22 protein-coding genes are annotated in these 24,660 nt (G+C 74.0%); 9 read left to right on the plus strand and 13 right to left on the minus strand.

Features of this window, described 5'->3' with window-relative positions; genetic code table 11:
• The first annotated feature begins 200 nt into the window (after positions 1 to 200).
• The 3 genes from ACFOVU_RS05655 (at position 201) to ACFOVU_RS05665 (ending at position 3,462) form a co-directional block, all read left to right on the plus strand.
• Positions 201 to 728, plus strand: coding sequence for a GNAT family N-acetyltransferase (locus ACFOVU_RS05655; protein WP_378530454.1), 528 nt, complete (start codon positions 201 to 203; stop codon positions 726 to 728).
• A 200-nt stretch (positions 729 to 928) separates the two neighbouring features.
• Positions 929 to 1,735, plus strand: a complete 807-nt coding sequence (locus tag ACFOVU_RS05660; protein ID WP_378530456.1) for a purine-nucleoside phosphorylase — start codon at positions 929 to 931, stop codon at positions 1,733 to 1,735.
• 74 nt (positions 1,736 to 1,809) lie between these two features.
• Complete coding sequence (locus tag ACFOVU_RS05665; RefSeq protein ID WP_378530458.1) at positions 1,810 to 3,462, plus strand: phospho-sugar mutase; 1,653 nt, start codon at positions 1,810 to 1,812, stop codon at positions 3,460 to 3,462.
• Between the two features lie 29 nt (positions 3,463 to 3,491).
• On the opposite strand, the gene ACFOVU_RS05670 is transcribed toward ACFOVU_RS05665, so the two are convergent.
• The 11 genes from ACFOVU_RS05670 to ACFOVU_RS05720 all read right to left on the minus strand — a co-directional run bounded on the left by ACFOVU_RS05670 (position 3,492) and on the right by ACFOVU_RS05720 (position 14,801).
• Complete coding sequence (locus ACFOVU_RS05670; RefSeq protein WP_378530460.1) at positions 3,492 to 4,763, minus strand: thymidine phosphorylase; 1,272 nt, start codon at positions 4,761 to 4,763, stop codon at positions 3,492 to 3,494.
• 78 nt (positions 4,764 to 4,841) lie between these two features.
• Positions 4,842 to 5,276, minus strand: coding sequence for a cytidine deaminase (locus tag ACFOVU_RS05675; RefSeq protein WP_378530462.1), 435 nt, complete (start codon positions 5,274 to 5,276; stop codon positions 4,842 to 4,844).
• On the minus strand, positions 5,255 to 6,517 hold the full coding sequence (locus ACFOVU_RS05680) for an ABC transporter permease (RefSeq protein ID WP_378530464.1): 1,263 nt from the start codon (positions 6,515 to 6,517) through the stop codon (positions 5,255 to 5,257). The genes ACFOVU_RS05675 and ACFOVU_RS05680 overlap by 22 nt, the downstream gene beginning before the upstream one ends.
• Positions 6,514 to 7,941 carry an ABC transporter permease gene (locus tag ACFOVU_RS05685; protein ID WP_378530465.1) on the minus strand — a complete coding sequence of 476 codons (1,428 nt, stop codon included), beginning with the start codon at positions 7,939 to 7,941 and terminating at the stop codon, positions 6,514 to 6,516. The genes ACFOVU_RS05680 and ACFOVU_RS05685 overlap by 4 nt, the downstream gene beginning before the upstream one ends.
• Positions 7,938 to 9,506: an ABC transporter ATP-binding protein gene (locus ACFOVU_RS05690; protein WP_378530467.1), complete on the minus strand. Its 1,569-nt coding sequence runs from the start codon at positions 9,504 to 9,506 to the stop codon at positions 7,938 to 7,940. Before ACFOVU_RS05690 ends, ACFOVU_RS05685 begins: the two co-directional genes overlap by 4 nt.
• Before the next feature lie 144 nt (positions 9,507 to 9,650).
• Entirely contained in the window at positions 9,651 to 10,721 is a 1,071-nt protein-coding gene (locus tag ACFOVU_RS05695) for a BMP family lipoprotein (RefSeq protein WP_378530469.1), read from the minus strand.
• A gap of 258 nt (positions 10,722 to 10,979) precedes the next feature.
• Positions 10,980 to 11,732: an alpha/beta fold hydrolase gene (locus tag ACFOVU_RS05700; RefSeq protein WP_378530471.1), complete on the minus strand. Its 753-nt coding sequence runs from the start codon at positions 11,730 to 11,732 to the stop codon at positions 10,980 to 10,982.
• 97 nt (positions 11,733 to 11,829) lie between these two features.
• Positions 11,830 to 12,150 (minus strand): biotin/lipoyl-containing protein, encoded by a 321-nt coding sequence (locus tag ACFOVU_RS05705; RefSeq protein WP_378530473.1) that lies wholly within the window; start codon positions 12,148 to 12,150, stop codon positions 11,830 to 11,832.
• Between the two features lie 5 nt (positions 12,151 to 12,155).
• Complete coding sequence (locus ACFOVU_RS05710; RefSeq protein WP_378531188.1) at positions 12,156 to 13,124, minus strand: alpha-ketoacid dehydrogenase subunit beta; 969 nt, start codon at positions 13,122 to 13,124, stop codon at positions 12,156 to 12,158.
• Between the two features lie 50 nt (positions 13,125 to 13,174).
• Positions 13,175 to 14,215, minus strand: a complete 1,041-nt coding sequence (locus ACFOVU_RS05715; protein ID WP_378530475.1) for a thiamine pyrophosphate-dependent enzyme — start codon at positions 14,213 to 14,215, stop codon at positions 13,175 to 13,177.
• Positions 14,216 to 14,441: 226 nt separating this feature from the next.
• Positions 14,442 to 14,801 (minus strand): hypothetical protein, encoded by a 360-nt coding sequence (locus ACFOVU_RS05720; protein ID WP_378530477.1) that lies wholly within the window; start codon positions 14,799 to 14,801, stop codon positions 14,442 to 14,444.
• 244 nt (positions 14,802 to 15,045) lie between these two features.
• On the opposite strand from ACFOVU_RS05720, the gene ACFOVU_RS05725 reads away from it, so the two are divergent.
• Entirely contained in the window at positions 15,046 to 15,600 is a 555-nt protein-coding gene (locus ACFOVU_RS05725; protein WP_378530479.1) for an Lrp/AsnC family transcriptional regulator, read from the plus strand.
• A gap of 115 nt (positions 15,601 to 15,715) precedes the next feature.
• Here the strand turns inward: ACFOVU_RS05725 and ACFOVU_RS05730 are convergent, their stop codons facing one another.
• Both ACFOVU_RS05730 and ACFOVU_RS05735 read right to left on the minus strand, forming a co-directional pair.
• Positions 15,716 to 16,708 carry a pectate lyase family protein gene (locus ACFOVU_RS05730; RefSeq protein WP_378530480.1) on the minus strand — a complete coding sequence of 331 codons (993 nt, stop codon included), beginning with the start codon at positions 16,706 to 16,708 and terminating at the stop codon, positions 15,716 to 15,718.
• Positions 16,709 to 17,098: 390 nt separating this feature from the next.
• Positions 17,099 to 17,644, minus strand: a complete 546-nt coding sequence (locus tag ACFOVU_RS05735) for a hypothetical protein (protein WP_378530482.1) — start codon at positions 17,642 to 17,644, stop codon at positions 17,099 to 17,101.
• 157 nt (positions 17,645 to 17,801) lie between these two features.
• Between ACFOVU_RS05735 and ACFOVU_RS05740 the strand changes: the two genes are divergently transcribed.
• The 5 genes from ACFOVU_RS05740 to egtD all read left to right on the plus strand — a co-directional run bounded on the left by ACFOVU_RS05740 (position 17,802) and on the right by egtD (position 24,625).
• Complete coding sequence (locus ACFOVU_RS05740) at positions 17,802 to 20,195, plus strand: phosphoketolase family protein (protein WP_378530484.1); 2,394 nt, start codon at positions 17,802 to 17,804, stop codon at positions 20,193 to 20,195.
• Between the two features lie 143 nt (positions 20,196 to 20,338).
• A complete protein-coding gene (egtA, locus tag ACFOVU_RS05745) occupies positions 20,339 to 21,556 on the plus strand; it encodes an ergothioneine biosynthesis glutamate--cysteine ligase EgtA (RefSeq protein WP_378530486.1) in 1,218 nt (405 codons plus the stop codon).
• Positions 21,553 to 22,911, plus strand: a complete 1,359-nt coding sequence (gene egtB / locus ACFOVU_RS05750) for an ergothioneine biosynthesis protein EgtB (RefSeq protein WP_378530488.1) — start codon at positions 21,553 to 21,555, stop codon at positions 22,909 to 22,911. Before egtA ends, egtB begins: the two co-directional genes overlap by 4 nt.
• Positions 22,911 to 23,666: an ergothioneine biosynthesis protein EgtC gene (gene egtC / locus ACFOVU_RS05755; RefSeq protein ID WP_378530490.1), complete on the plus strand. Its 756-nt coding sequence runs from the start codon at positions 22,911 to 22,913 to the stop codon at positions 23,664 to 23,666. The genes egtB and egtC overlap by 1 nt, the downstream gene beginning before the upstream one ends.
• Positions 23,663 to 24,625 (plus strand): L-histidine N(alpha)-methyltransferase, encoded by a 963-nt coding sequence (egtD, locus tag ACFOVU_RS05760; RefSeq protein ID WP_378530492.1) that lies wholly within the window; start codon positions 23,663 to 23,665, stop codon positions 24,623 to 24,625. The genes egtC and egtD overlap by 4 nt, the downstream gene beginning before the upstream one ends.
• Positions 24,626 to 24,660: the final 35 nt, after the last annotated feature.

Below are 24,660 nucleotides of genomic sequence, written 5' to 3' on the forward strand. Positions count from 1 at the left end.
GGCCGCTGCCCGTCTCGTCGCGGTTCGCCTTCGGTTCCTCCGCGGCCGCGCCGCAAGCGGACCGGGTGGCCGGATCGCGTGCCGGACTGCCCCGCCGCGGATCCGGCGCGGCCGCCGCACCGGGGGACTGTCCGGATTGGTGGTGGTTCGGAGTGGGCTGCGACACTGGGATGACGGGAACGGCGAGCGGGAGGTGACCCATGGCAGCCGCCCCTCTGCGCATCCACGAACGGATCGGCCTGCTCCGGCTCGACGGCGCGGCGCCGGACGTCGCCGAGGCGCGCGCCGCCGTGCTGCGGCTGCGCCTGGCCCCCGGGCAGCGCGCCTTCACCGCCGACGCCGCCGCGAACCTGCCGCGCGCCGACGCCGACCCCGGCCGCACCCCGTTCGCCGTCCTGCGCCGCGGCGTCCCGGTCGGCTTCGGCATCATCGACCGCCGCGTCACGCCCGGCATCGCCACGGGCGACCCGGGCGACGCGGTCATGCTGCGGGCGTTCTACGTCGCCCCCGAATGGCAGGGCCAGGGGATCGGCCGTGCCGCCTGCATGGCGCTCGGCCCCCTCGTCGGCGGCATCGCGCCCGAGGCGCGCGAAGTCCTGGTCACCGCGGCCGAGTCCAACCACGCCGCCCTGCGCGCCTACCGCGCCGGGGGGTTCGCCCCCACCGGCCGCCAGGTGGTGACCGCCGACGCCGCCGTCCAACTCGTGCTGCGCCGGCCGGTGGGATGACGCCCGCAGCGGGCATGCGCCCGCACGGCATGGAAGCGTGGCCCGGCGGCGCGGATGGGAGATGATGGCGGTCTCCGGGCCGGCGCGGGCGCGCGGGGGAGCCGCTCCGCGTCCCCGGGGCCCGGCACCGCCGCCGGGAAGGGAGGGGACCGCCGCCCGCGGGCCCGTCCGACGCACGCCACGAACGTGAGGAGACGACAGTGATCACCGAGGCCCTGGAGACCGCGCGGAAGGCCGCCGACGAGCTGCGCTCGCGCACCGGTGTCGACGACTACGGCACCGCGCTCGTCATGGGATCGGGGTGGGCGCCGGCCGCCGACGCGCTCGGCGACGCGAGCATCGAGATGCGGGCCGGCGACCTGCCCGGGTTCCTCCCGCCGGCCGTCGACGGCCACGCGGGCACCGTGCGCAGCATCCGCCGCGACGACCGGGACCTCCTCGTGTTCGTCGGCCGCACGCACCTCTACGAAGGCCACGGCGCGGTCCCGGTCGTGCACAACGTCCGCACCGCCATCGCCGCGGGCGCCTCCACCATCATCCTCACCAACGCCGCCGGGTCCCTGCGCGAGGACTTCGGCGTCGGCCAGCCGGTCCTCATCAGCGACCACATCAACCTGACCGGCCGCAGCCCGCTGGTGGGCCCCGCGTTCGTCGACCTCACCGATACCTACGGCGCCGGGCTGCGGGCGCTCGCCCGCGAGGCGGCGCCCGAGCTGCGCGAAGGCATCTACGCCTCGATGCCCGGCCCGCACTTCGAGACCCCCGCCGAGATCCGCATGCTGCGCACCATGGGCGCCGACCTCGTGGGCATGTCCACCGTGCTGGAGGCCATCGCGGCCCGCGAGCAGGGCGCCGGGGTCCTGGGGCTGTCCCTGGTGACCAACGTCGCCGCGGGCCTCACCGGGGAGCCGCTCGACCACGCCGACGTCCTGGCGGCCGGCCGCGACGCCGCCGGCGACGTGGGCGGGCTGCTCGCCGCCATCGTCGACCGGCTCCCCAAGCCCTGAGCACCGGCCGTCCCGCGGTGCGCTCCGGCGCCCGGCCGACCGATTCCGCACCCACGAGAAGGACGACGCACGACATGGGCGATACCCTCCGCGACCAGGCCCGTGCCTGGCTGGAGCAGGACCCCGACCCGCGGACCCGCGAGGAGCTGCGGCGGCTGCTGGACGACGGCGACGACGCCGCGCTGGCCGACCGGTTCGGCTCCCGCCTGGAGTTCGGCACCGCGGGGCTGCGCGGCGAACTGGGCGCCGGCCCCAACCGGATGAACCGGGTCACGGTCATGCGCGCCGCCGCGGGGGTGGCCGCGTGGCTGGGCGGGCGCGGCACCGTCGTCGTGGGCTTCGACGCGCGCCACCGGTCGGCCGACTTCGCGCGCGACACCGCCGAAGTGCTCACCGGGGCGGGGTGCACCGTGCTGCTGATGCCCGGCCCGCTGCCGACCCCGGTGCTCGCCCACACCGTGCGCGCCCGGGGCGCCGACGCCGGGATCATGGTCACCGCCAGCCACAACCCGCCGCGGGACAACGGCTACAAGGTCTACGTGGGCGGGTCGGGGCCCGACGCGGGCAGCCAGATCGTGCCCCCGGCCGACACCGAGATCTCCGCCGCGATCGACGCGGCCGGCCCGGTCGACCGGCTGCCGCTGGGGGCCGACTGGACGGTCCTGGACGGCCGGGTCGTGGACGACTACCTCGGCGCGATCTGCGCGCTGCCGACCGGCCGCGACCGCGATGTCGAGATCACCTACACGCCGCTGCACGGCGTCGGCACGCGCACCCTGCTGCACGCGTTCGCGTGGGCCGGGTTCCCGTCGCCGCGGGTGGTCATGGAGCAGGGCGAGCCCGACCCGGACTTCCCGACGGTGGAATTCCCCAACCCGGAGGAGCCGGGCGCGCTGGACCTCGCGCTGGTGACCGGCCGCGACCACCACAGCGACCTGATCCTGGCCAACGACCCCGACGCCGACCGCCTCGCGGTCGCCGTGCCCGGCCACGGCCTGCTCACCGGCGACGAGGTCGGCGGCCTCATCGCCGAGCACGTCCTGGACGCGACGACCGGCGGCGACCGGGTCGTGGCCACCACCATCGTCTCGGCCGGGCTCCTGCCCAAGATCGCCGCCGATCACGGGGTGCGCTGCGCCGAGACGCTGACCGGCTTCAAGTGGCTGGTGCGCGCCGCCGGGCCCGGTGAGCGGCTGGTCTTCGCCTACGAGGAGGCGATCGGCTACTGCGTGGGCGGTGACTCCGGTCGCCCGGTGGCCGACAAGGACGGGATCGGCGCGGCCCTGGCGGTCGCCGCGATCGCCGCCCGCGCCAAGCGCCAGGGCCGGACCCTGCTGGACCTCCTGGACGACCAGGCGCGCCGCTACGGCCTGCACACCACCGGCCAGGTCGCGGTCCGCACACCGGGGGTCGAGGTGATGGCCGAGACGATGGCGGCGCTGCGCGCGGACCCGCCGGAGGACTTCGGCGTGTTCGCGGTGGATGCGGTGGAGGACTTCGCCGGCGGCCGCGAGGGCCTGCCGCCCACCGACGCCCTGCGCTACCGCCTCCGCGGCCCCGTCGAGGGCCGCATCATCCTGCGCCCGTCGGGCACCGAGCCCAAGCTGAAGGCCTACATCGAGGTGGTGACCCCGGTCGACAACGACATCACCACGGTCCGCGCCGAGGCCAAGGGCCACCTCACCCACCTGGAAGAGTCGGTGCGCCGGTTGTTCCCCGCGGGGTGACCGCCGCCGGGCCGGGGCCCGGCGCCCGCTCACGCGATCCGGTCGATGACCAGGGGCAGGCGCTCGTCGGGGCCGTCGACCGTGAAGGCGCCCTCAAGTGCCTCAACGGCGCGCGGGAAGCGGGCGGGGTCGTCGGTGTGGAGGGTGAGGAGCGGGGTGCCGGCCGTGATGGGGTCGCCGGGTTTGGCGTGCAGGGTCACGCCCGCGCCGGGGGAGACCGGATCCTCCTTGCGGGCCCGGCCCGCTCCCAGGCGCCAGGCGGCGATGCCCACGGCGTGGGCGTCCAGCCGGGTGAGCGTGCCCGACTCCGGCGCGGGGACCTCCAGCGTCTCGGCGGCCGCGGGCAGCGGGGAGTCGGGGTCGCCGCCCTGCGCGGCGATGAGGCGCCGCCAGGTGTCCATCGCCGAGCCGTCGCGCAGCGCGTCGGCGGGGTCCTTGGCCCCGGCCATGCCCGCGGCCAGGAGCATCTCCCGGCCCAGCGTCACGGTCAGCTCCACCACGTCGGGCGGGCCGCCGCCGGCCAGCACCTCCAGCGCCTCCGCGACCTCCAGCGCGTTGCCCACCCGGCGGCCCAGCGGGGTGTCCATGGCGGTCAGCAGGGCGACCGTGCGCACACCGTTGTCGTTGCCGATGCCGACCATCGTCCGCGCCAGCTCGTGCGCCGCGGCCGGGGTCTTCATGAACGCGCCCGAGCCGACCTTGACGTCGAGCACCAGGGCCCCGGTGCCTTCGGCCAGCTTCTTGGACATGATGGAGCCCGCGATCAGCGGGATGGACTCCACCGTGCCCGTGACGTCGCGCAGCGCGTACAGCTTGCGGTCGGCGGGGGCCAGCTCGCCGCCCGCGGCGCACACCACCCCGCCCACCTCGCCGAGCAGCCGCCGCATCTCGCCGGGCGGCACCTGCGCCCGCCAGCCGGGGATGGACTCCAGCTTGTCCAGGGTGCCCCCGGTGTGGCCGAGCCCGCGCCCCGACAGCTGGGGGACCGCCGCCCCGCACGCCGCTACGGCCGGGGTAAGGGGCAGGGTGATCTTGTCGCCGACGCCCCCGGTCGAGTGCTTGTCGGTGGTGGGCCGGTCCAGGCCGGTGAAATCGAGCCGCTCGCCGGAGCGCAGCATGGCGTCGGTCCAGCGGGCGACCTCGGCGCGCGACATGCCGCGCCAGACGATCGCCATGTTCAGCGCGGCCATCTGCTCCTCGGCGACCTCGCCGCGCGTATAGGCGTCGATGACCCAGTCGATCTGCGCGGGGGTGAGCTCACCGCCGTCGCGCTTGGCCACGATGATGTCGATGACGTCCATCCGGTCCTCCTGCGGGGGGTGGGGGCGGCGGTCCGGTCCGGGCGGGCACGGCCGTGCCCGCCCGGATGGCCGGAGCCGTCAGCGGGTGAGGTCGTGGGGGCCGAACGCCTGGGGGAGTACCCGCGACATCGGCAGCACGCCCTCGGGGGTGTCCACCAGCAGCTCCGGGCCGCCGAACTCGAACAGCAACTGGCGGCAGCGCCCGCACGGCATCAGCGGGCGCTCGTCGCCGTCGACGCAGGCGAACGCCACGAGCCGGCCGCCGCCCGTTGCGTGCAGCTGCGACACCAGCCCGCATTCGGCGCACAGCCCGACCCCGTAGGAGGCGTTCTCCACGTTGCAGCCGCTCACCGTGCGGCCATCGTCGACCAGCGCGGCCGCGCCCACCTTGAACCCCGAGTAGGGGGCGTAGGCGCGGCGCATGGCGGCGCCGGCCGCGGCGCGCAGCCGCGGCCAGTCGACCGATGGCGCCCGCGCGCCGCCGGCGTCGGTCACGACGTCCCCTTCCGCCATTGCCGGCCGACCGCGGCCGGGGCCCGCAGCCGTTGCGAGGCCAGCGCCAGCACCAGCAGCGTCGCGATGTGCGGGCTGTAGGTGACCAGCTGCCCCGGCAGGGTGTCGGTGAAGGTGTACCAGGCCAGCAGCCCCACGGCCACGACCGCGGCGATCACCGCGTTGCGCACCGCGCGCCGGTACAGCAGCCACCCGGCCGCGGCCAGCAGCGCCACCCCGATCAGCAGCAGCAGGGAGTGGACCGCCGCCCCGCCGCCGCGGACCTGGAGGGCGTCGGTGTAGCCGAACAGCCCGGCGCCCATGGCCAGGCCGCCCGGCCGCCAGTTGCCGAAGATCATCGCGGCGAGGCCGATGTAGCCGCGGCCCCCGGTCTGGCCCTCCTGGTAGATGGACGACGCCACCATGGCCAGGAACACGCCGCCCAGCCCGGCGAAGCCGCCCGACAGCAGCACCGCGACGTACTTGTAGGTGTAGACCGGTACCCCCAGCGACTCCGCGGCGTCGGGGTTCTCCCCGCAGGAGCGCAGCCGCAGCCCGAACGGGGTCCGCCACAGCACCCAGAAGGTCGCGGGCACCAGCAGGATCGCCAGCAGCGTCACCACGGACATCCCCGTGGTCGCCCCGGTGATCAGCGACGCCAGGTCCGACACCAGGAACCAGCCGGAGTCGCGCACCGGCGCCAGCAGGTCCGCGACGAACGGCAGGCCCACCCGCGGGAACTCCGGCAGCGGCGGCGACTGCGAGGCGCCCGCCCCCGGGATGCCGTCGAAGAACAGCAGCGACAGGTAGCGCATCGCCCCCACGGCCAGGATGTTGATGGCCACACCCGACACGATGTGGTCGACCCCGAAGGTCACCGTCGCCAGAGCGTGGACCAGCCCGCCGGCCATACCGCCGAGGACCCCGGCCACCAGGCCCGCCCACGGGCTGCCCGTGGTGTAGGCGGCGTAGGCCGCCGTCCACGTGCCGAGCACCATCATGCCCTCGAGGCCGATGTTGATGATGCCCGCGCGCTCGGCCCACAGGCCGCCCAGGCCCGCCAGGCCGATGGGCACCGCGAAGGCCAGCGTTGCCTGGATCGTCCCGGCGCTGGTCAGCATCTGCTGCCCGGTGATGAACCGGACACCGGCCAGCGCCACGAAAGCGGCCGCCGCCAGGGCGGCCACCCGCCACCAGGTGCGCGCGGCCGTGCGCGGCGGAGCGGGCGCAGCGGGCGCCGCAGCGGTCATCTCCTGGCTCATGACGACGCCACCTCCACCCGGCCCAGCTCCTTACCGACTTGCTGCTGCTGATAGCGCAGGCCCCAGCGGTGCACGACCTCGTACACCACCACCACGGTCAGCACGATGGTCGCCTGGGTGACGACGGCGATCTCCTTGGGGATGCCGTCGATGTCCAGGATCTGCGACGCCTGGTCCAGGAACGCCCAGAACAGCGCCGCGAACGCCACCCCGACCGGGTGGTTGCGGCCCAGCAGGGCGATCGCGATCCCGGTGAAGCCCAGCCCCACCGGGAAGTCCAGGGCGTAGTAGTGCGACTGGCCCAGCAGTTGCGGGATGCCGACCAGACCGGCGATCATCCCCGAGATCACCATGGACAGCAGCACCATGCGCTTGACGTTGACCCCGCTGGCCTGGGCGGCGGTCGGGGACTGCCCGGTGGCGCGCAGGTCGAAGCCGAACCGGGTGCGGTTCAGCAGCGTCCAGTAGCCGACGCCCACCGCGACGGCCAGGACCACCAGCCCGTAGATCTCGCGGTCGGCGCCCATGAACCCCGCGGGGATCCCCGGCACCCACCCCGACTCCGGGATGGGCGTGGTGCCGATGTTGTTCGTGCTGATCTCGACCGCCAGGCGGTCGGTGTTGAGCAGGTAGGCGGTGATGCCGGTGGCGATGGCGTTGAGCATGATCGTGGAGATCACCTCCGACACCCCGCGCTTGACCTTCAGGTATCCGGCGATGCCCGCCCAGAAGCCGCCCACCGCGACCGCCACCAGCACGATGACGATCTGGTGGATGACGGGCGGCAGCACCCAGGCGCCCCCGGCCGCCGCGGCCAGCAGCGCCGCCAGGCGGTACTGGCCGTCGACGCCGATGTTGAACAGCTTCATCTTGAAGCCGATCGCCACCGCGACCGCCGACAGGTAGAACGTGGTGCCCGCGTTGATGATGCGCACCAGGTTGTCGGGCCGGGTCCCGAACTCCAGCATCCGGGAGAACGCCCGGAACGGGTCGGTGCCGCTGACCCAGAGCACCGCCGCGGTGACCGACAGGGCCAGCACGCCGGCCACCGCCACCGCGGCGAACGCCAGCGCCAGCTGCGTGGACAGCCGGCGGTGGACGGCGAACGCGCCCACCGCCCCGATCAGCGCGCCCAGCGCGTAGGCGGCCGGCTCGATCAGCCACGCGTCGAGCACCACGCCGGCCAGCAGGCCCAGCACCACCGACAGCACCAGCGCGATCGGCAGGACCAGGCTCCGGTGCACGGCCGACCCCGCATCGGGGGTGGTCGCCGTGGTCAGCGCCGCCACGACCGCGAACGCCGCGGCCACGCCGATCGCCAGCGCCGCCGGCGCCAGCAGGAACAGGTCGAGGCCGGCGGTGATGCCGGTCCCGGCCACCGCCGCCAGGACGACGGCGAGGGGTGGGGAGATGGAGGTCCTCATGCGCCGCCCTCGTCCTTCGTGTCGTCCGGCTCGCTGCCGCCGGCCCCGGTCATGGCCGAGCCCAGCTGCTCGGGGGTGACCGTCATGGGGTCCGCCGAGGCGACCAGTCGGCCGCGCAGGATCACGTGCAGGGTGTCGGACATGCCGATCAGCTCGTCGAGGTCGGCGGAGACCAGCAGCACGGCGAGCCCTTCGGCGCGCGCCCGGCGCAGGTGGTCCCAGATGGCGGCCTGCGCGCCGACGTCCACGCCGCGGGTCGGGTGCGCGGCGACCAGCACCTTCGGTGCCCCGCTCATCTCCCGGCCCACGATCAGCTTCTGCTGGTTGCCGCCGCTGAGCGCGTCGGCGATGACGTCGATGCCCGGGGTGCGCACGTCGTAGTCGGCGACGATGCGCTCGGTGTCGGCGCGGGCGCCGCCGCGGTCGATCCACGGCCCCTTGGCGCTGGGCGGACGGCCCTGGTGGCCCAGGACCCGGTTCTCCCATAAGGGGGATTCCAGCAGCAGGCCGTGGCGGTGGCGGTCCTCGGGGACGTAGCCGACCCCGGCCTCGCGGATCGCCAGGGTGGACCACGAGGTGATGTCGGTGCCGCCGAGCGCGATGCTCCCGGAGTCGGCCGGGCGCATCCCCATGACCGCCTCGATCAGCTCCGACTGGCCGTTGCCCTCCACCCCGGCGATGCCGACGATCTCACCGCTGCGGATCTCCAGTGACACGTCGTCGACCACCGCGCGGCCGCCCTGGCCGGCCACCCGCAGCCGGTCGATCCGCAGCATCACCTGGTCGGTGACGGTGGACTCGCGCAGCTCGGGAACCGGGAGCTCGCCGCCGACCATGAGGGTGGCCAGCTCGCGCGCCGTGGTGGCGCCCGGGTCGACGGTGGCGACGGTCGTGCCCCGGCGGATCACCGTGATCTCGTCGGCCACCGACAGCACCTCGTCGAGCTTGTGCGAGATGAAGATGACCGTCAGCCCCTCGCGCTTGAGCTCGCGAAGATTGTCGAAGAGCTCCTCGACCTCCTGGGGCACCAGGACCGCCGTCGGCTCGTCGAGGATGATGATCCCCGCCCCGCGGTAGAGGACCTTGAGGATCTCCACGCGCTGGCGGTCGCCGACACCCAGGTCCTCCATGAGCAGGCCGGGGTCGACGCCCATCCCGTAGCGCCGGCCCAGTTCCGCGATGCGCGCCCGCGCCTTGGCGCCGATGCCGTGCCGGCCCTCGGCGCCCAGCACCACGTTCTCCATGACCGTGAGGTTGTCCGCGAGCATGAAGTGCTGGTGCACCATCCCGATGCCGTGCTTGATGGCGTCGGAGGGGGAGTTCAGCCGGACGGGCCGGCCGTGGACCGCGATCGTGCCCTCGTCCGGCCGGTGCATGCCGTAGAGGGTCTTCATGAGGGTGGACTTCCCGGCACCGTTCTCGCCCACGATCGCGTGGACCGTGCCGGGCGCGACCGTGATGTCGATGTCGTGGTTGGCCACGACCCCGGGGAACCGCTTGGTGATCCCGCGCAGCTCAACGGCGGCGGGAGGTGCCTCCCCGCCGCCCGATGGCGTGCTGCTCATCCGACTCCTAGGTGCTGATGGCCGCCGCCCGGCGAGGATCTGCCCGCCGGCGGCGGCGGATGTGGGGCGCTATGACGCGCCGCGGCACCGGGACCAGGGCACGCTCCCTGGATCCCGGCGCCGCTGTGACCGGACCGAGCCACCCTACGGCTCGGTCGGGACCTCGATTTCGCCGTCGATGATCTGCTGCTTCAGCTCGTCGAGCTGCTCCTGGATGTCGCCGATCTGCTCCTCGTTGGCGGTGGAGTAGTCGACGCCCCCGCTGGCCAGGTCGAAGCGCTGGATGCCGGACTGGACGTCGTCGTCGGCCACCGACTGCACGAACTCGAACACCGCGGTGTCGACCTGCTTGAGGGCCGAGGTGACGACGAACGGCTTCTGCTCGTCGGTCGCCGACTCGTACTGGTCGCTGTCGACGCCGATGAACAGCCGCTCCTGCTCGGTGGCGGCCTCCAGGACGCCGTTGCCCGAGGCGCCGGCGGCGTGGTAGATGACGTCGGCGCCGCCGTCGTACTGCCCCTCGGCGGTGGACTTGCCGCGCGCGGGGTCGGAGAAGCCCGCCATGTCCGGCGGCTGGGTCAGGTAGGAGATGTCGACCTCGATGTCGGGGTCGATCTCCTCGACGCCCGCCACGTACCCGGCTTCGAACTTCTGGATGAGCGGGGTCTCGACGCCGCCGATGAAGCCGACGTGGTCCTCCTCGGTCTTCAGCGCCGCAGCGGCACCGGCGAGGAACGACGCCTGCTCCTCGGTGAACACCAGGCTGGTGACGTTGTCGAGGTCGTCGATCTCGGAGTCGACGATCGCGAAGTGGACGTCGGAGTAGGCCTCGTCGGAGGCGACCGCCCGCATGGGCTCGGCGTAGGCGAAGCCGACGCCGATGACGACGTCGAAGCCCTCGTCGGCCATGAGCCGCAGGCGCTCCTCCTTGTCGACGTCGGACTCGCCCTCCTGGGGCTCGAAGTCCTGGACGTCGTCGGCGCTGATGCCCAGCTCCTCCTGGACCCGCTCCAGCCCGCGGTAGGCGGAGTCGTTGAACGACCGGTCGCCCCGGCCGCCGACGTCATAGGCGAGGCCGACCCGCAGGCCGCCGCCCTCGCCCGAGGAGCCTTCGCCCTCCTCGCCGCCTTGGGGGCTGTCACAGGCCGTCATGGCCAGGGTCACGACGCCGGCCGCCGCGATGGCGGCGAACTTGACGGCTAGGTTCCGGTTCACTCTTCACTCCCCTTCGGCCCGCGGGCGGCCCACACGTCGGGCACACTCACCGGGTTCTGTTGCGGGACGATAGCCGTTCGGCGAATTGTCACCAATCCATCTGGAAAGGTTGTTATGAAGGCGAGAGCGGAGCGAAACGGACACCGCCCTTTGGAGCCCCGCTCGCCTGTATCACCTGGTCGCCGGGTGCGCCGCAACGGCGATTTCCGCTCAATCCGGGGCCGCGGCGTTGTGTGACCGCCGGGTCACCGATACCGCTCAGCCGATCAGGTCCGGGGTGTCCGAATCGGCCCGCGCGCCGCGGCCGAGGAATTCCACGACGCTCTTCTTGAACGCCTGCGCCGACACCGCGGTCCGGTGGTCGCGCCCGGCCACCCGCACCGCCTGAGCGCCGGTTGCGCGGGCCAGCTCCTCGACCCCCCGGGCCAGGTCATCGCGTTCACCGGCCACGAAGAGCAACGGCACCCCCCGCGGAGCGGGGGAGGCGGTGAAGGGCCGCGCCGCCTGCCCGCGGGCGCATGCGGCCAGCGCGGCGGGATCGGCGCCGGGCAGCGCCGCGGCCGCGCGGAAGACCCGGCCGAAGGGGGTGTCCGCGCTACCGGGCGAGTTCAGGTCGGTGCCTTCGAACGCATCGACCGGACCGAATCCGCCCAGGACCGCGCGCCGCACCCGATCGGGCCGGGTGAGCGCGAGCTCCCAGGCCAGCCGCGAACCCATCGAGTAGGCCACCAGGTCGGCCCGCTCGATGTCCAGGACGTCCAGCAGCCGCACGACGTCGTCGGCCATCGCCTCCGGCAGGTACGCCCGGTGCTCGTGCGGGCGCCCGCTGCCGCCGTGCCCGCGCAGGTCGGGCCCGACCGTGGTGCGCCCGGCCAGGGCGGTGTCCCAGCCGGTGCGCATCCAGTTGGCGTGGTGGCTCGTGCCGAAGCCGTGCAGCAGCACCACCGGGACCCCGCTGCCGCGGGTCACGGTGTGGTGCAGCGGTGAGTCGCCGGCCGGCGTGCGGGCCACGGGCCACCTCCGGGGTCGTCTCGGGCGGGCGGGGATACGCGGGTCCCCGGGGTCGTGCCGCCGCACCCGGGAGCGGGCCGGATGCGGCGGGGCCGCGTCACTCGGGGGGCGGCCGCAGGCGGACCCGGCGGGCCGGCTCCTCCTCGGCGGGGACGGTGCCGACGATGCCCGGCGACGGCGCCGCCTCGAAGGTCGCCAGGGGGTCGCCGACGGCGACGGTGTCGCCCTCGGCCGCGTGCAGGCGCAGGACGACGCCGGTGTGCGGGGAGGGGATCTCCACCGCCGACTTGGCGGTCTCCAGCTCCACCAGGGGGCTGTTGCGGTCGATCCGGTCGCCGGGAGCGGCCAGCCACGACAGGACGGTCGCCTCGACCAGCCCCTCACCGAGGTCGGGCAGGAGGAACGTCTGTTCGGCCATCGTCGTCAGTACTCCAGGGTCCGTTGGACCGCGAACAGGATGCGGTCGATGGTGGGCAGGTACTGCGGCTCCAGCGGGCCCGCAGGGTAGGGGACGTCGAAGCCGGTCACCCGCTGCACGGGGGCCGACAGGTCGCGGAAGCACCGCTCGGTGACCAGGGCGGCGACCTCGGCGCCCAGCCCGGCGGTCAGCGGGGCCTCGTGGACCACGACCGCCCGCCCGGTGCGCGAGACCGAGGCGGCCAGGCCGTCGGCGTCGATCGGCTTGAGCCAGCGCAGGTCGACCACCTCCAGGTCGACGCCGTCCTCCGCGGCGAGGTCGGCCGCCCTGCGGCAGCGCCCCACCATCGCGCCCCACGCCACCAGCGTGGCGTGGCGCCCGGGGCGCACGACCCGGCAGGTCCCGACCGGGTCGGGGGACGGTCCGTCGGGCCCTGTGCAGACAGGGCCCCGCTCCCAGTAGCGGGCCTTGGGCTCCATGAACACCACGGGGTCGTCGGCGCGGATCGACTGGAGCAGCAGCCGGTAGGCCTCGGCGGGATCGGCCGGGGCGACGACCTTGAGCCCCGGCACGTGGGCGAACAGCGCCTCCAGGCTCTCCCCGTGGTGCTCGGGCGCGCGGATGCCCCCGAAGCTGGGCAGCCGCAGCGTGATGGGCATGGGGGCTGTGCCGCGCGAGCGGTAGTGCATGCGCGCCATCTGGTTGACGATCTGGTCGACGGCCGGGTAGGCGAAGCCGTCGAACTGGAGCTCGGGGACGGGCCGGAAGCCGTTCATGGCCAGCCCCACCGCCAGGCCGACGATGGCCGACTCCGCCAGCGGGGTGTCGAAGACCCGCTGCTCGCCGAAGGCGGCCTGGAGGCCGTCCGTCACCCGGAAGACGCCGCCCAGGCGGCCGACGTCCTCGCCGAAGACCAGCGTGGCGGGGTCCTCCGCCAGCGCCGTGCGCAGCGCCAGGTTGATGGCCTGCTGCATGGTGAGCTCCGTGCAGGCCGCCTGGTCCTCGCGGTCGACCACCAGATCCGTCACGCCTCGACCTCCTCGTGCCAGACTCTCCGCTGCCGGGCCAGTTCGCGCGTCGGCTCGCGCAGGACGTGGGTGAACATGTCGGTTCCGGGGGGCTCCGGGGCGGCGCTCACGGCGTCGCGGATCCGCTCGGCGTCGGCCCGCGCCTCGGCCTCGGCGCAGGCGAAGAACGCGGCCCCGGCGTGGCCGGCCCGCTCCAGCTCGCGGCGCAGGCGCGGCAGCGGGTCGCGCTCGCGCCAGGCGCGCTCCTCGGCCGGGTCGCGGTAGCGGCCGGCGTCGTCGGAGGTGGAATGCGGTTCGAGCCGGTAGGTCAGCGCCTCGATGAGGGTGGGTCCCCCGCCGCCGCGGGCGCGCTCCAGGGCCTCGCGGGTGGCGGCGTGGACGGCGGCGGCGTCGTTGCCGTCGACCGTGACACCGGGCATCCCGTAGCCCGCGGCCCGCGCCGCGACGGACCCGCCCGCGATCTGGCGCTCGTTGGGCACCGACAGCGCCCACCGGTTGTTCTGGCAGATGAACACCACGGGCGCGCCGTAGACGCCGGCGAAGTTCATGGCCTCGTGGACGTCGCCCTCGGAGCTGGCGCCGTCGCCGAAGTAGGACAGGGCGCAGCCGCGCCCGCCGCGCAGCCGCTCGCCCACGGCCCACCCCACGGCGTGGGGCACGGGCCCGCCGACGACGGCGTTGACCGGGGCGAAGCGCGATGCCATCGGGTCGTAGAGGCCGCCGTGCCACAGGGCGCGGTGGCTGGCCATGTAGCCGGCCATGTCCACGCCCAGGGTCAGGGCGACGCCCATCTCCCGGTAGGTGGGGAAGACGAAGTCGGTGCCGCGCTCGGCCGCCGCGGCGCTGCCCACCTGCGCGGCCTCCTGGCCGCGCAGGGATACGTAGGCGGGGAAGACGCCCTGGCGCTGGAGGGCGATCGCCTCGGTGTCGAGCAGGCGGGTGGCGAGCATGTCGCGGTAGAGGCGGCGGCCCAGCTCCGCCGGGAGGCCCGGGGGGCCGGGTCTCGGGCCGGTGTCGGGCGGGTCGATGGTGTGCATGTCGAGCGCCTCCCCGGCCGTTCGGTCGCGACCGTTGCGGCGGGCGACGGTCGCGACGGTCGTGGGACGATTCTCGGCAATACATCGACAATCGCGCTAGATATGGCCGAAAGGTCGATACGAATGCGAACCGGCAAGCGCATTCAGTGCGCTGGTGTCGAAAATCACCCTCGGTGACGAGGGGTGAACCGGACGATCGGACACTCGGGACGAACGGCGCGTGCGCTCACAGATCCGGCAGGGGATCGGGCGGGAGCGCCGACCGCCCGGCGATCTCGGCGTCGCAGGCGTTGATGACCGACACGTACTCCTCGTCGACCTCGAAGGTGTGCCCGCCCAGGTCGAAGGTGGGGATGAGGTGGGTGTGCACCGGGCCGATCCGCACGGACCGCGGGAAGACGTGCCAGATGCTCTTGGGGCGGGTGCGGCTCCAGAACCTGTTCAGCAGCACCGTGATGGCCGAGTCGGTCACCACGAAGACGAAGTACATCGACTCGTTCCACGACGCCGGGAAGATATAGCGGATCTCGGCCCCGGCGGGCAGGAACCCTCGGGTCCGGTCGCGGACCTCCGCAGGGACGGGCATGGGGGATTCTCCTCGCGGCGGCGCCCCGTGGGGCGCGGGGGACACGCCTCCCATGCTAGGCCCCGGCCCGTCCGAGAGCCGGAAACGAGCGGGGAACGCGGCCCTCCTCCCGGCCGAGGGGGAGAGAGGAGAGGGGCGCGGCGCCGGGCGGACCGGGTATCGGGAACTCGATCGGTCTCCGGTGGACGGATGCGCCGGTTGCTGGTACTTCGTTGCTTACCGTCTACGGGTTCTGGAGTGGCCGATGGCAATCGGGGATGAGCAGGGGCACGCGCGCGACCGGTTGGGGCGGGGGCGGCCGGCCCGGCTCCCCGATCCGACCGACGAGGTCATCATCGGCGCGCTCGCCGAAGACGCACGGACCGGCATCACCGAGATCGCCGCCATGGCGAACGTGTCCCGGGCCACCGCGTACAACCGCATCAAGCGGCTGACCGAGGACGGCGTGATCCGGGGCTACTCCATGGTCCCGGACCACTCCCGGATGGGCCTGGACGTCACCGCTCTGGTGCTGATCTCCGGCAGCCAGCCGGACTGGCGGGCGAACCGGGAGATCCTCTCGTCCTACCCGGAGATCGAGTACTGCTGGTACGTGGTGGGCTCCGCCGACATCGTGCTGCTCGTCCGGGTGGCCGACACCAACCAGCTGCGCGACCTCATCCTTACGCGGCTCCAGTCGCTGCCGGGGGTGACCGCCACGCAGACCCTCACCGTGATCGACGAGGTCGTGCACCGGCCCGTGGTGCGCCGCCCGGCCGACCCGGCGCCCGGGGACGCCACGGGCCGGCCCGCCGGCTGACCCGGCCGCCGGCAGGGCGGCGGCGGGCCGCCGGATCGGGACGGCGCGCGGTGGGGTAAGCGCTTACCCCGGAGGGATGCGGTGGGTGCTCCCTCCGGGGCGGTGCGGGTCGGGATCAGAGGTTGCCGGGGCCGGCTCCACCGCTGACGATGCCCGGGATGCTGTCAGCGCCGTCCAGCGTGTAGCTGTAGGGCACCTCCGGGACGCTGCCCGCGGCCTCGGGCTCGCCGGAGCCGTCGTAGACGTTGTCGCGCTCGACCAGGCGGCCGGGCTCGGAGTCCGCGTATCCCACGTGGGTGGGGTTGTCGACGCCCTCGAAGTAGTTGCCCTCGACGATCACGCCGGCGTCCATCGTGGAGGCCACGCCGTACTCGGCGTTGCCCCGGTAGTAGTTGTTGAACACGTGTACCTGGTCGGCGAAGCGCACGCGCGGGTGGCGCGAGCCGGTGCCGTCGAAGAAGTTGTGGTGGTAGCTCACCCGCAGGTGCCCGACGTCCTCGGTGTGGTCGTCGGAGTGGCCCAGCAGCGCCGTCTTCTCGTGGTCGAAGTAGTGGTTCCACGAGATCGTCACGTAGTCCGACTCGCGCTTGACGTCGGTCGCGCCGTCGTAGCCGTTGGTGAAGCTGTTGTGGTCGATCCAGATGTTGGTCGACCCTTCCTGCACGTTGATCGCGTCGTCGTCCCAGCCGCTGAAGGCGATGTTCTGGACGATGACGTTGCTCGAGCCGCTGATGTTGAGGCCGCCGCCGGTGATCTCGGCGTCGGAGCCGACCCCGAGCACCGTCTTGTCGGAGGCGACGTCGTTCATCCCGGAGAGGCCGATCGAGCCCTCGACCTCGATGACCGCCGGGCCATCCTGCTCCAGCGCATCGGCCAGCGCGCCGCCGTCGGTCACGCGGACGGTCTCGCCGCCCTCGCCGCCGGTGGTGCCACCGTTCTCGGCCGCCCAGCCGACCGGGGAGCCGACCAGGGGGGCGGCCTCTTCGGCCGCGCTGGGGAGGGTCGTCGCGAAGAGGACCGCGGCGGCGCCGACGGCGGCGAACGCCCCGGTGGCGGCGACGGTGTTGGTTCGGAGGGTGGAAAGGTGCTGCTTCACATTGGTCCGCATGGTGCGGATCTCCTTGTGGGGAGGGGGCTGCCCGGTGGTGTTCCGGGCCGGGGGGAGTGGGCGGTGCGGCGTGGGGAGGCCGCGGTCCGCCAGGGGCCCCGGACCCCGTCGGGTGGCCGGGGTGGTGTGCGGGCTTCCGCGGTGCCCGCCGGGTGGGTCGGTCCGGTGAGGCGGCGCCGTGCCTCCACGAACCTTGGGAAGCGCTTTCCAATGCTGGAAAAGTACGGGAACGTAACCATCCTGTCAACAGGGTGTTATCAAAGAATTTCCGGCGGGACCCCGTGACCTCGGGCGGCAGGAGCCCGGACCGCGAGAAAGACCGGGCGCCCGTCGCGTGGACGGGCGCCCGATGGCGGATCGAGGACGGAGGGAATCGCGGACCCCCCCGGGTCACATGCCCATGGGCACCTGGGGCTGGGGCTGGGGCGGCGGGACCATCACGTAGGTGGTCACCGAGAGGACCACGAAGATCACGCCCACCACGATGGCGGCCATGGCCGCCCAGCGGGCCCACGGCCGGGTGTCGGCGTTGGCGAGGACTAGGCCGAGGCCGCCGAGCACGGCGCCCAGAACGGCGGTTCCGGCGTCGCCCATGATGATCGCGGTGATCGCGGAGAGCTGGTCGGCCGAGCGCACGCTCGCCCACATCTCCGCCAGGCGGGTGCCGATGAGCGACGCGCCCACCAGCAGGACCGCGACGATGGCGAAGGTCTCGGCCGAGAACACCCCCGCGGGCCGGGGCCGGTCGAGCTCCCAGCCGGTGTCCTCGGGGCGGCCCTCCTCCCCGGAGTCGTCGCCGGAGCCCTCGGCGGGTTCCGTTCCGGCGTCGTCGTGCTCCTCGGGGGCCTCGCCGGTGTCGGGTCCGTCTGCGGCGGAAGCACCGTCCGCCGCCGACGAGGTGGTCGTTTCGTTGGGGTCTTCCGATCGCGTGTTCATTGGGGGCCAACCTACCGGCCGCAACGGTGTGGTCACACGAACGTCGCGCGCGGGCGCGCCTCGCCGCCACGCGTCCGGCGCCCGGCCCGTGTGAGGCGGCCGGAGCCGGGCAGTGGGGGGAGGGCACGCGGCGGACCGGGACAGCGGGAGAGGCGGCATGGCGGCGATCACGACGGCGGCAGCGGCGGCGCCCATCAGCGGGCGGGGAGCGACCCCCGAGGACCTGAACGGGATCGACCTGTACTGGCGCGCGGCGAACTACCTCTCCGCCGGCCAGATCTACCTGATGGACAACCCCCTGCTGCGCGAACCGCTGCGGCCGGAGCACATCAAGCCGCGGCTGCTGGGGCACTGGGGGACCACGCCCGGCCTGAACTTCGTCTACGCCCACCTCTCGCGGCAGGTCCGGCTGCGCGGCACCGACATGATGTGGATCGTCGGCCCGGGCCACGGCGGGCCCGCCGCGATCGCCACCGCCTGGCTCGACGGCACTTACAGCGAGATCTACCCCGAGGTCGGCCGCGACGCCGAGGGGATGCGCCGGCTCTTCCGCCGGTTCTCCTTCCCCGGCGGCGTCCCCAGCCACGCCGCGCCTGAGACACCGGGGTCCATCCACGAGGGCGGCGAGCTGGGCTACGCGCTGTCGCACGCTTACGGGGCCGCCTTCGACAACCCCGGCCTGGTGGTCGCCGCCGTCGTGGGCGACGGCGAGGCCGAGACCGGGCCGCTGGCGGGCAGCTGGCTGGCCGGCCGGTTCGCCGACCCCGTGCGCGACGGCGCGGTGCTGCCCATCCTGCACCTCAACGGCTACAAGATCGCCGGTCCCACCGTGCTCGCGCGCATCCCCGAGCGCGACCTCGCGGCGTTGCTGGAGGGCCACGGCTACCGCCCCTACGTCGTCTCGGGGGAGGACCCCGCGGCGATGCACCAGCGCATGGCCGCGGTCCTCGACCTCGTCCTCGACGAGATCGCCGACATCCGGCACCGGGCGCGCGAGAGCGGGCCGGCCGCGGAGGTGCGCTGGCCGATGATCGTGCTGCGCAGCCCCAAGGGGTGGACGGGCCCCGGCGAGGTCGACGGCCTGCCGATCGAGGGGACCTGGCGGTCGCACCAGGTGCCGCTGGCCAACGTGCGCTCCGACCCCGCCCACCTGCGCCTGCTGGAGGGGTGGCTGCGCGGGTACCGCCCCGAGGAGCTGTTCGACGACGACGGCGCCCCCGTCCCCGAGAGCACCGCGCAGGTCCCCGAGGGGCCGCTGCGCATCAGTGCCAACCCCCACGCCAACGGGGGGCTGCTCCTGCGGGACCTCGCCATGCCCGACGTCCGCGACCACGCGGTGGAGGTCCCCGCCCCCGCCCGCGCCACCTCCGAGGCCACGCGGGTACTCGGCGGGTTCCTGCGCGACGTCATGGCCGCCAACCCCCGCGACTTCCGGCTGATGGGCCCCGACGAGACCGCCTCCAACCGGCTCGACGCCGTCTTCCAGGCCACCGACCGCGCCTGGGACCTGGACCGGATGCCGGGCGACGACCACCTCGCCCCCGAGGGCCGGGTCATGGAGGTCCTCAGCGAGCACCTGTGCCAGGGGTGGCTGGAGGGCTACCTGCTCACCGGCCGGCACGGCCTCTTCAACTGCTACGAGGCGTTCGTGCACATCGTCGACTCGATGGTGAACCAGCACGCCAAGTGGCTCAAGGTCAGCCGCGGCCTGCCCTGGCGGCGGCCGATCGCCTCGCTGAACTACCTGCTGAGTTCGCACGTGTGGCGCCAGGACCACAACGGGTTCAGCCACCAGGACCCCGGCTTCATCGACCACGTCGTCAACAAGAAGCCTGAGATCGTCCGCGTCTACCTGCCCCCGGACGCCAACACCCTCCTCGCCACCGCCGACCACTGCCTGCGCTCCCGCGACTACATCAACGTGATCGTCGCCGGGAAGCAGCCCGGCCCCGACTACCTGGACATGGACCGGGCCGTCGCCCACTGCGCGCGCGGCGCGGGGATCTGGGAGTGGGCGAGCACCGATGTGGCCTGCGAGCCCGATGTCGTGCTGGCCTGCGCCGGCGACGTCCCCACCCTGGAGACCCTGGCCGCCGCCCAGCTCCTGCGCGACTACCTGCCCGGGCTCGCCGTGCGGGTCGTCAACGTCGTGGACCTCATGCGGCTGCTGCCCGCCGAGGAGCACCCGCACGGGCTGGCCGGGAGCGCCTACGACGCGCTCTTCACCCCGGACAAGCCCGTCATCTTCGCGTTCCACGGCTACCCGTGGCTCATCCACCGGCTCACCTACCGCCGGACCGGCCACGAGCAGCTGCACGTGCGCGGCTACAAGGAGGAGGGGACCACGACCACCCCCTTCGACATGGTCATGCTCAACGACCTCGACCGATTCCACCTGGTCATGGACGTCATCGACCGCGTACCCGGGCTGAGCGTGAAGGCCGCCCGCCTGCGCCAGCACATGCAGGACGAGCGGCTGCGCTGCCGCGCCCACACCCGGGAGTACGGGGACGACGCACCCGACATCCGCGACTGGACCTGGCGCGGCTGAACCCCCGGGAATTGGGGCGGAAGCGCCCCTTGTTTCAGGGCGGACGGGTGGGATGGGGCTTTGGCCACTCATGGGATGTCCGCATGTTCGGGCGGGCGAGAAGCCGGGCAGTAAAGGTCGTGCGCCACTCGAAGGAGCGACCGATGCGGTATCTCACCGAGACCGACGTCCACGACTACATCCGCGGCATCTGCTTCAAGACCGGCCCGCCAGGGTCCGTCGGTGCCGAAACCGAATGGCTCATCACCGATCCCGCACGCCCCGACGAACCCGTCGCCCTCGACCTGGTGTCGAGCCTGGTCGACCAGGCCGGACCGCCGCCCAACGGCAGCGCGGTCAGCTACGAGCCCGGAGGGCAGCTGGAGCTCAGCTCGCCGCCCTTCAACGGGCCCGCCACGGCGCACGCGGCCCTCACCGCCGACATCGCCCACATCCAGAAGCACCTCGACGCCGCCGGCCTGTGCCTGGAGGGCCGCGGCATCGACCGGTTCCGCCCGCCCGTCCGCCAGCTCACCCTGCCGCGCTACGCCGCGATGGAGCGCTTCTTCGACATGGGCGGCGGCCGCGGCGGCCGGACCATGATGTGCAGCACCGCCTCCCTCCAGGTGTGCCTGGACATCGGCGCCGACCCCGCCGACGCCGCCCGGCGCTGGCGGCTCGCCCACCGGCTCGGCCCGCTGTTCGTCGCCGCGTTCGCCAACTCCGCCGTGTACCGCGGGCGCCCCACCGGGTGGCGGTCCACGCGCTGGGCCATGTGGGACGCCATCGACCACACCCGGACCCTGCCCGCCCGGCCGGCCGGCTCCGACGACCCGGCGGGCGCCTGGGCGGGCTACGCCCTGGACGCCACGGTCATGACCATCCGCCGCGACGGCGCCCCCTGGGTGGTCGCCCCGGGGTTCTCGTTCCGGGAGTGGCTGCGCGGCGGCGACCACGGCCGCCCGACCCACGACGACCTCCTCTTCCACCTCAGCACGCTCTTCCCGCCCGTGCGCCCGCGCGGCTGGCTGGAATTACGGATGATCGACGCGCTCCCGCTGGCCTGGTGGCCCGTTCCCATGGCCGTCGCGGCGGCGCTCTTCGACGACCCGGCGGCGACCGATAGTGCAACGGCCGCCGCCGATCGCCTGTGGCACGGCGCCGACCCCGGACGCGCGGAATGGGCCACCGCCGCCCGCGACGCCCTCGGCGACCCCGGCCTGGCGGCTGCCGCCCGGACCTGTTTCGAGGCGGCGGGCGCGGCCCTGCGGCGCATGGACGCCGCCGACCTGGCCCGGCTCGTCGACGCCTACCGCGAGAACTTCATCGAGCGCGGGCGGTGCCCCGCCGACGCCGAACCCACCCAGGAGGTCCCGGCATGAGCCGCGCACACCCCCAGCGGGGGACCCCCACCGATGCGGCCGGCGCCGAGCGGCTGCGGCGGCGGATCGCCGACGAGCTCGACCACGGGCGGCGGCGCAGCCACGGGCTGACCGTCGAGGCGCTGGACGAGGCCGAGCTGGTCGGCCAGCACTCGCCGCTGATGTCGCCCCTGGTGTGGGACCTCGCCCACGTCGGTAACTACGAAGAGCAGTGGCTCGTCCGGGCGGCCGCCGGGCAGGACGCGCTGCGCCCCGACATCGACATCCTCTACGACGCCTTCGAGAACCCCCGCGCCGACCGGGTCGCCCTGCCCCTGCTGTCGCCGGAGGAGGCCCAGGACTACAACGCGCGCGTCCGCGCCCGGGTGCTCGACGCGCTGGACCGCGAGACCTTCGACCCCGGGAACCCGCTGAGCGGCGGCGGGTTCGTCTACCACATGGTGATCCAGCACGAGCACCAGCACGACGAGACCATGCTCGCCACCCACCAGCTCCGCCGCGGCGACCCGGTGCTCGCCGACCGGCCCTACCCCGCTGTCCCGGCCGGCGCCGACGCCGGTGGCGGCGAGGTGCTGATCGAGGCCGGCCCCTTCACCATGGGCAGCACCGGCGACCCGTGGGCCTACGACAACGAACGGCCCGCCCACACCGTGCACGTCGACGCCTTCCACATCGGCGTCCACCCCGTGACCAACGCCGCCCACCAGGCCTTCATGGCCGACGGCGGCTACGACGACCCCCGCTGGTGGAGCGACGCGGGATGGCAGTGGCGCACCCGGACGGGCAAGCGCGCGCCCGCCTTCTGGCGCCGGGAGGGGGGCGGCTGGTGGCGCCGCCGCTTCGGCCGCGTCGAGCCCGTCCCGCCCGATGAGCCCGTCCAGCACGTCTGCTTCCACGAGGCCGAGGCGCACGCCCGCTGGGCCGGCCGTCGGCTGCCCACTGAGGCCGAGTGGGAGAAGGCGGCCCGCCACGACCCCGCCACCGGCACCTCGCGCCGCTTCCCGTGGGGCGACGGGGAGCCGGCCCCGCACCACGCGAACCTCGGCCAGCACCTGCTGCGCCCCGCCCCGGCCGGCGCCTACCCGGCCGGGGCCTCGCCCTCGGGCGTGCAGCAGCTGATCGGCGACGTGTGGGAGTGGACCTCCAGCGGGTTCACCGGCTATCCGGGTTTTCAGGCGTTCCCCTACCGGGAGTACTCCGAGGTCTTCTTCGGCGGCGACTACCGGGTCCTGCGCGGCGGCTCCTGGGCCACCCACCCGACCGCGGTGCGCGGGACCTTCCGCAACTGGGACCTGCCCATCCGCCGCCAGATCTTCACCGGCTTCCGGCTGGCCCGCGACGCGGAGGCGGCCTGATGTGCCGCCACCTCGCCTATCTCGGCGCGCCCGTGGGCCTGCACGACCTGCTCTTCGGGCCGCCGCACGCACTGCACGTGCAGAGCTACGCGCCGCGCGAGCAGGCGCACGGGACCGTCAACGCCGACGGTTTCGGGGTCGGCTGGTACGACCCCGGCCACGCCGCCCCGCTGCGCTACCGCCGCGCCATGCCCATCTGGGGCGACTCCTCCTTCGCCGACGCCGCCCGGGTGATCCGCTCGGGCTGCGTGGTGGCGGCGGTGCGCGACGCCACGCCCGGGTTCGGCGCCGACGAGTCGTGCGCCCAGCCCTTCCGCGGCGACACCTGGCTGTTCAGCCACAACGGGGCGGTCGCCGACGACGGGGCCCTGGCCGACCGGCTGACCGCCCCGCTGCCCTCGGGGGTGCTCGACGCGCGCACCCCCGTGGACTCCGCGCCGCTGTTCGCCCACGCGATGCGGCTGTGGCGCAAGGGCGAGCCCCTGGGCCCCGCCCTGGCCGCAGTCGTCCGCGAGGCGCGGGAATGCTCCGCCGGCCGCTACAACCTGCTCGCCGCCGACGGGGAGCGCCTGGCCGCCACCGCCTCCGGCGACACCCTCTACACCCTGCGCCGGCCCCACGGCGTGTGGATCGCCTCCGAACCCCTCGACGACGACCCCGCCTGGCAGCGGGTACCCGACGGCCACCTCGTCACCGCGGACCGCGGGGGCACGGCCATCACCGCGATCGACGACGAGGGGCGGGGGACCCGGTGATCCGCATCGACCACCATCTGACACCCGACGACCTGGCCAAGGCGCTGCGCCGCGACGTCGCCGAAGGCCTGGCGGCCCACCCCAAGGCGCTGCCGCCCAAGTGGTTCTACGACGAGCGCGGCAGCCGCCTCTTCGAGGAGATCACCCGGCTGCCCGAGTACTATCCGACGCGCGCCGAGCGGGCGATCCTCGTCCGGCACGCACCCGAGGTGGCCCGCGCCACCGGCGCCGACACGCTCGTGGAGCTCGGGGCGGGGTCGGGGGAGAAGACCCGGCTGCTGCTGGACGCCCTGCGCGACGCCGGGACCCTGCGCCGGTTCGTTCCGGTGGACGTCAGCGGCGACTTCCTGTCCGAGTCCGCCGGCCGTATCGCCGCGGAGTACCCGGGGCTGGAGGTGCACGCGGTCGTCGCCGACTTCGAGCGCCACCTGCACCTGCTGCCCGCCGAAGGGCGCCGCACCGTGGCGGTGCTCGGCTCCACCATCGGCAACCTCGTCCCCGCTGCGCGCGTGGCGTTCCTCGGCGACCTGCGCAGCACGCTGCGGGCCGGGGAGACGCTGCTGCTCGGCGTCGACCTGGTGAAGGACCCAGCGCGGCTCGTCGCCGCCTACGACGACGCCCGGGGGGTGACCGCCGAGTTCAACCGCAACGTCCTGCGGGTGATCGACCGCGAGCTCGACGCGGGGTTCGACCCCGGCGCCTTCGACCACGTGGCCCTATGGGACCCCGAGGCCGAGTGGATGGAGATGCGGCTGCGCGCCCGGGCGCCCATGCGGGTCCGGGTGGGCGCCCTGGACCTGACGGTCGGCCTGGCCGCGGGAGAGGACGTGCGCACCGAGATCTCGGCGAAGTTCCGCCGCACGGGCGTGGCCGACGAGCTCGACCGCGCCGGGCTGGCCCTGGAACACTGGTGGACCGACCCGGACGGGGACTTCGCTCTGCTGGTCGCCCGCGCGTGAGGGCGTGACCAGAGAAGACGCCGGATGCACCCGCC

Origin of the sequence: Nocardiopsis sediminis, from assembly GCF_042650565.1 — a bacterium.
GTDB lineage: Bacteria > Actinomycetota > Actinomycetes > Streptosporangiales > Streptosporangiaceae > Nocardiopsis_B > Nocardiopsis_B sediminis.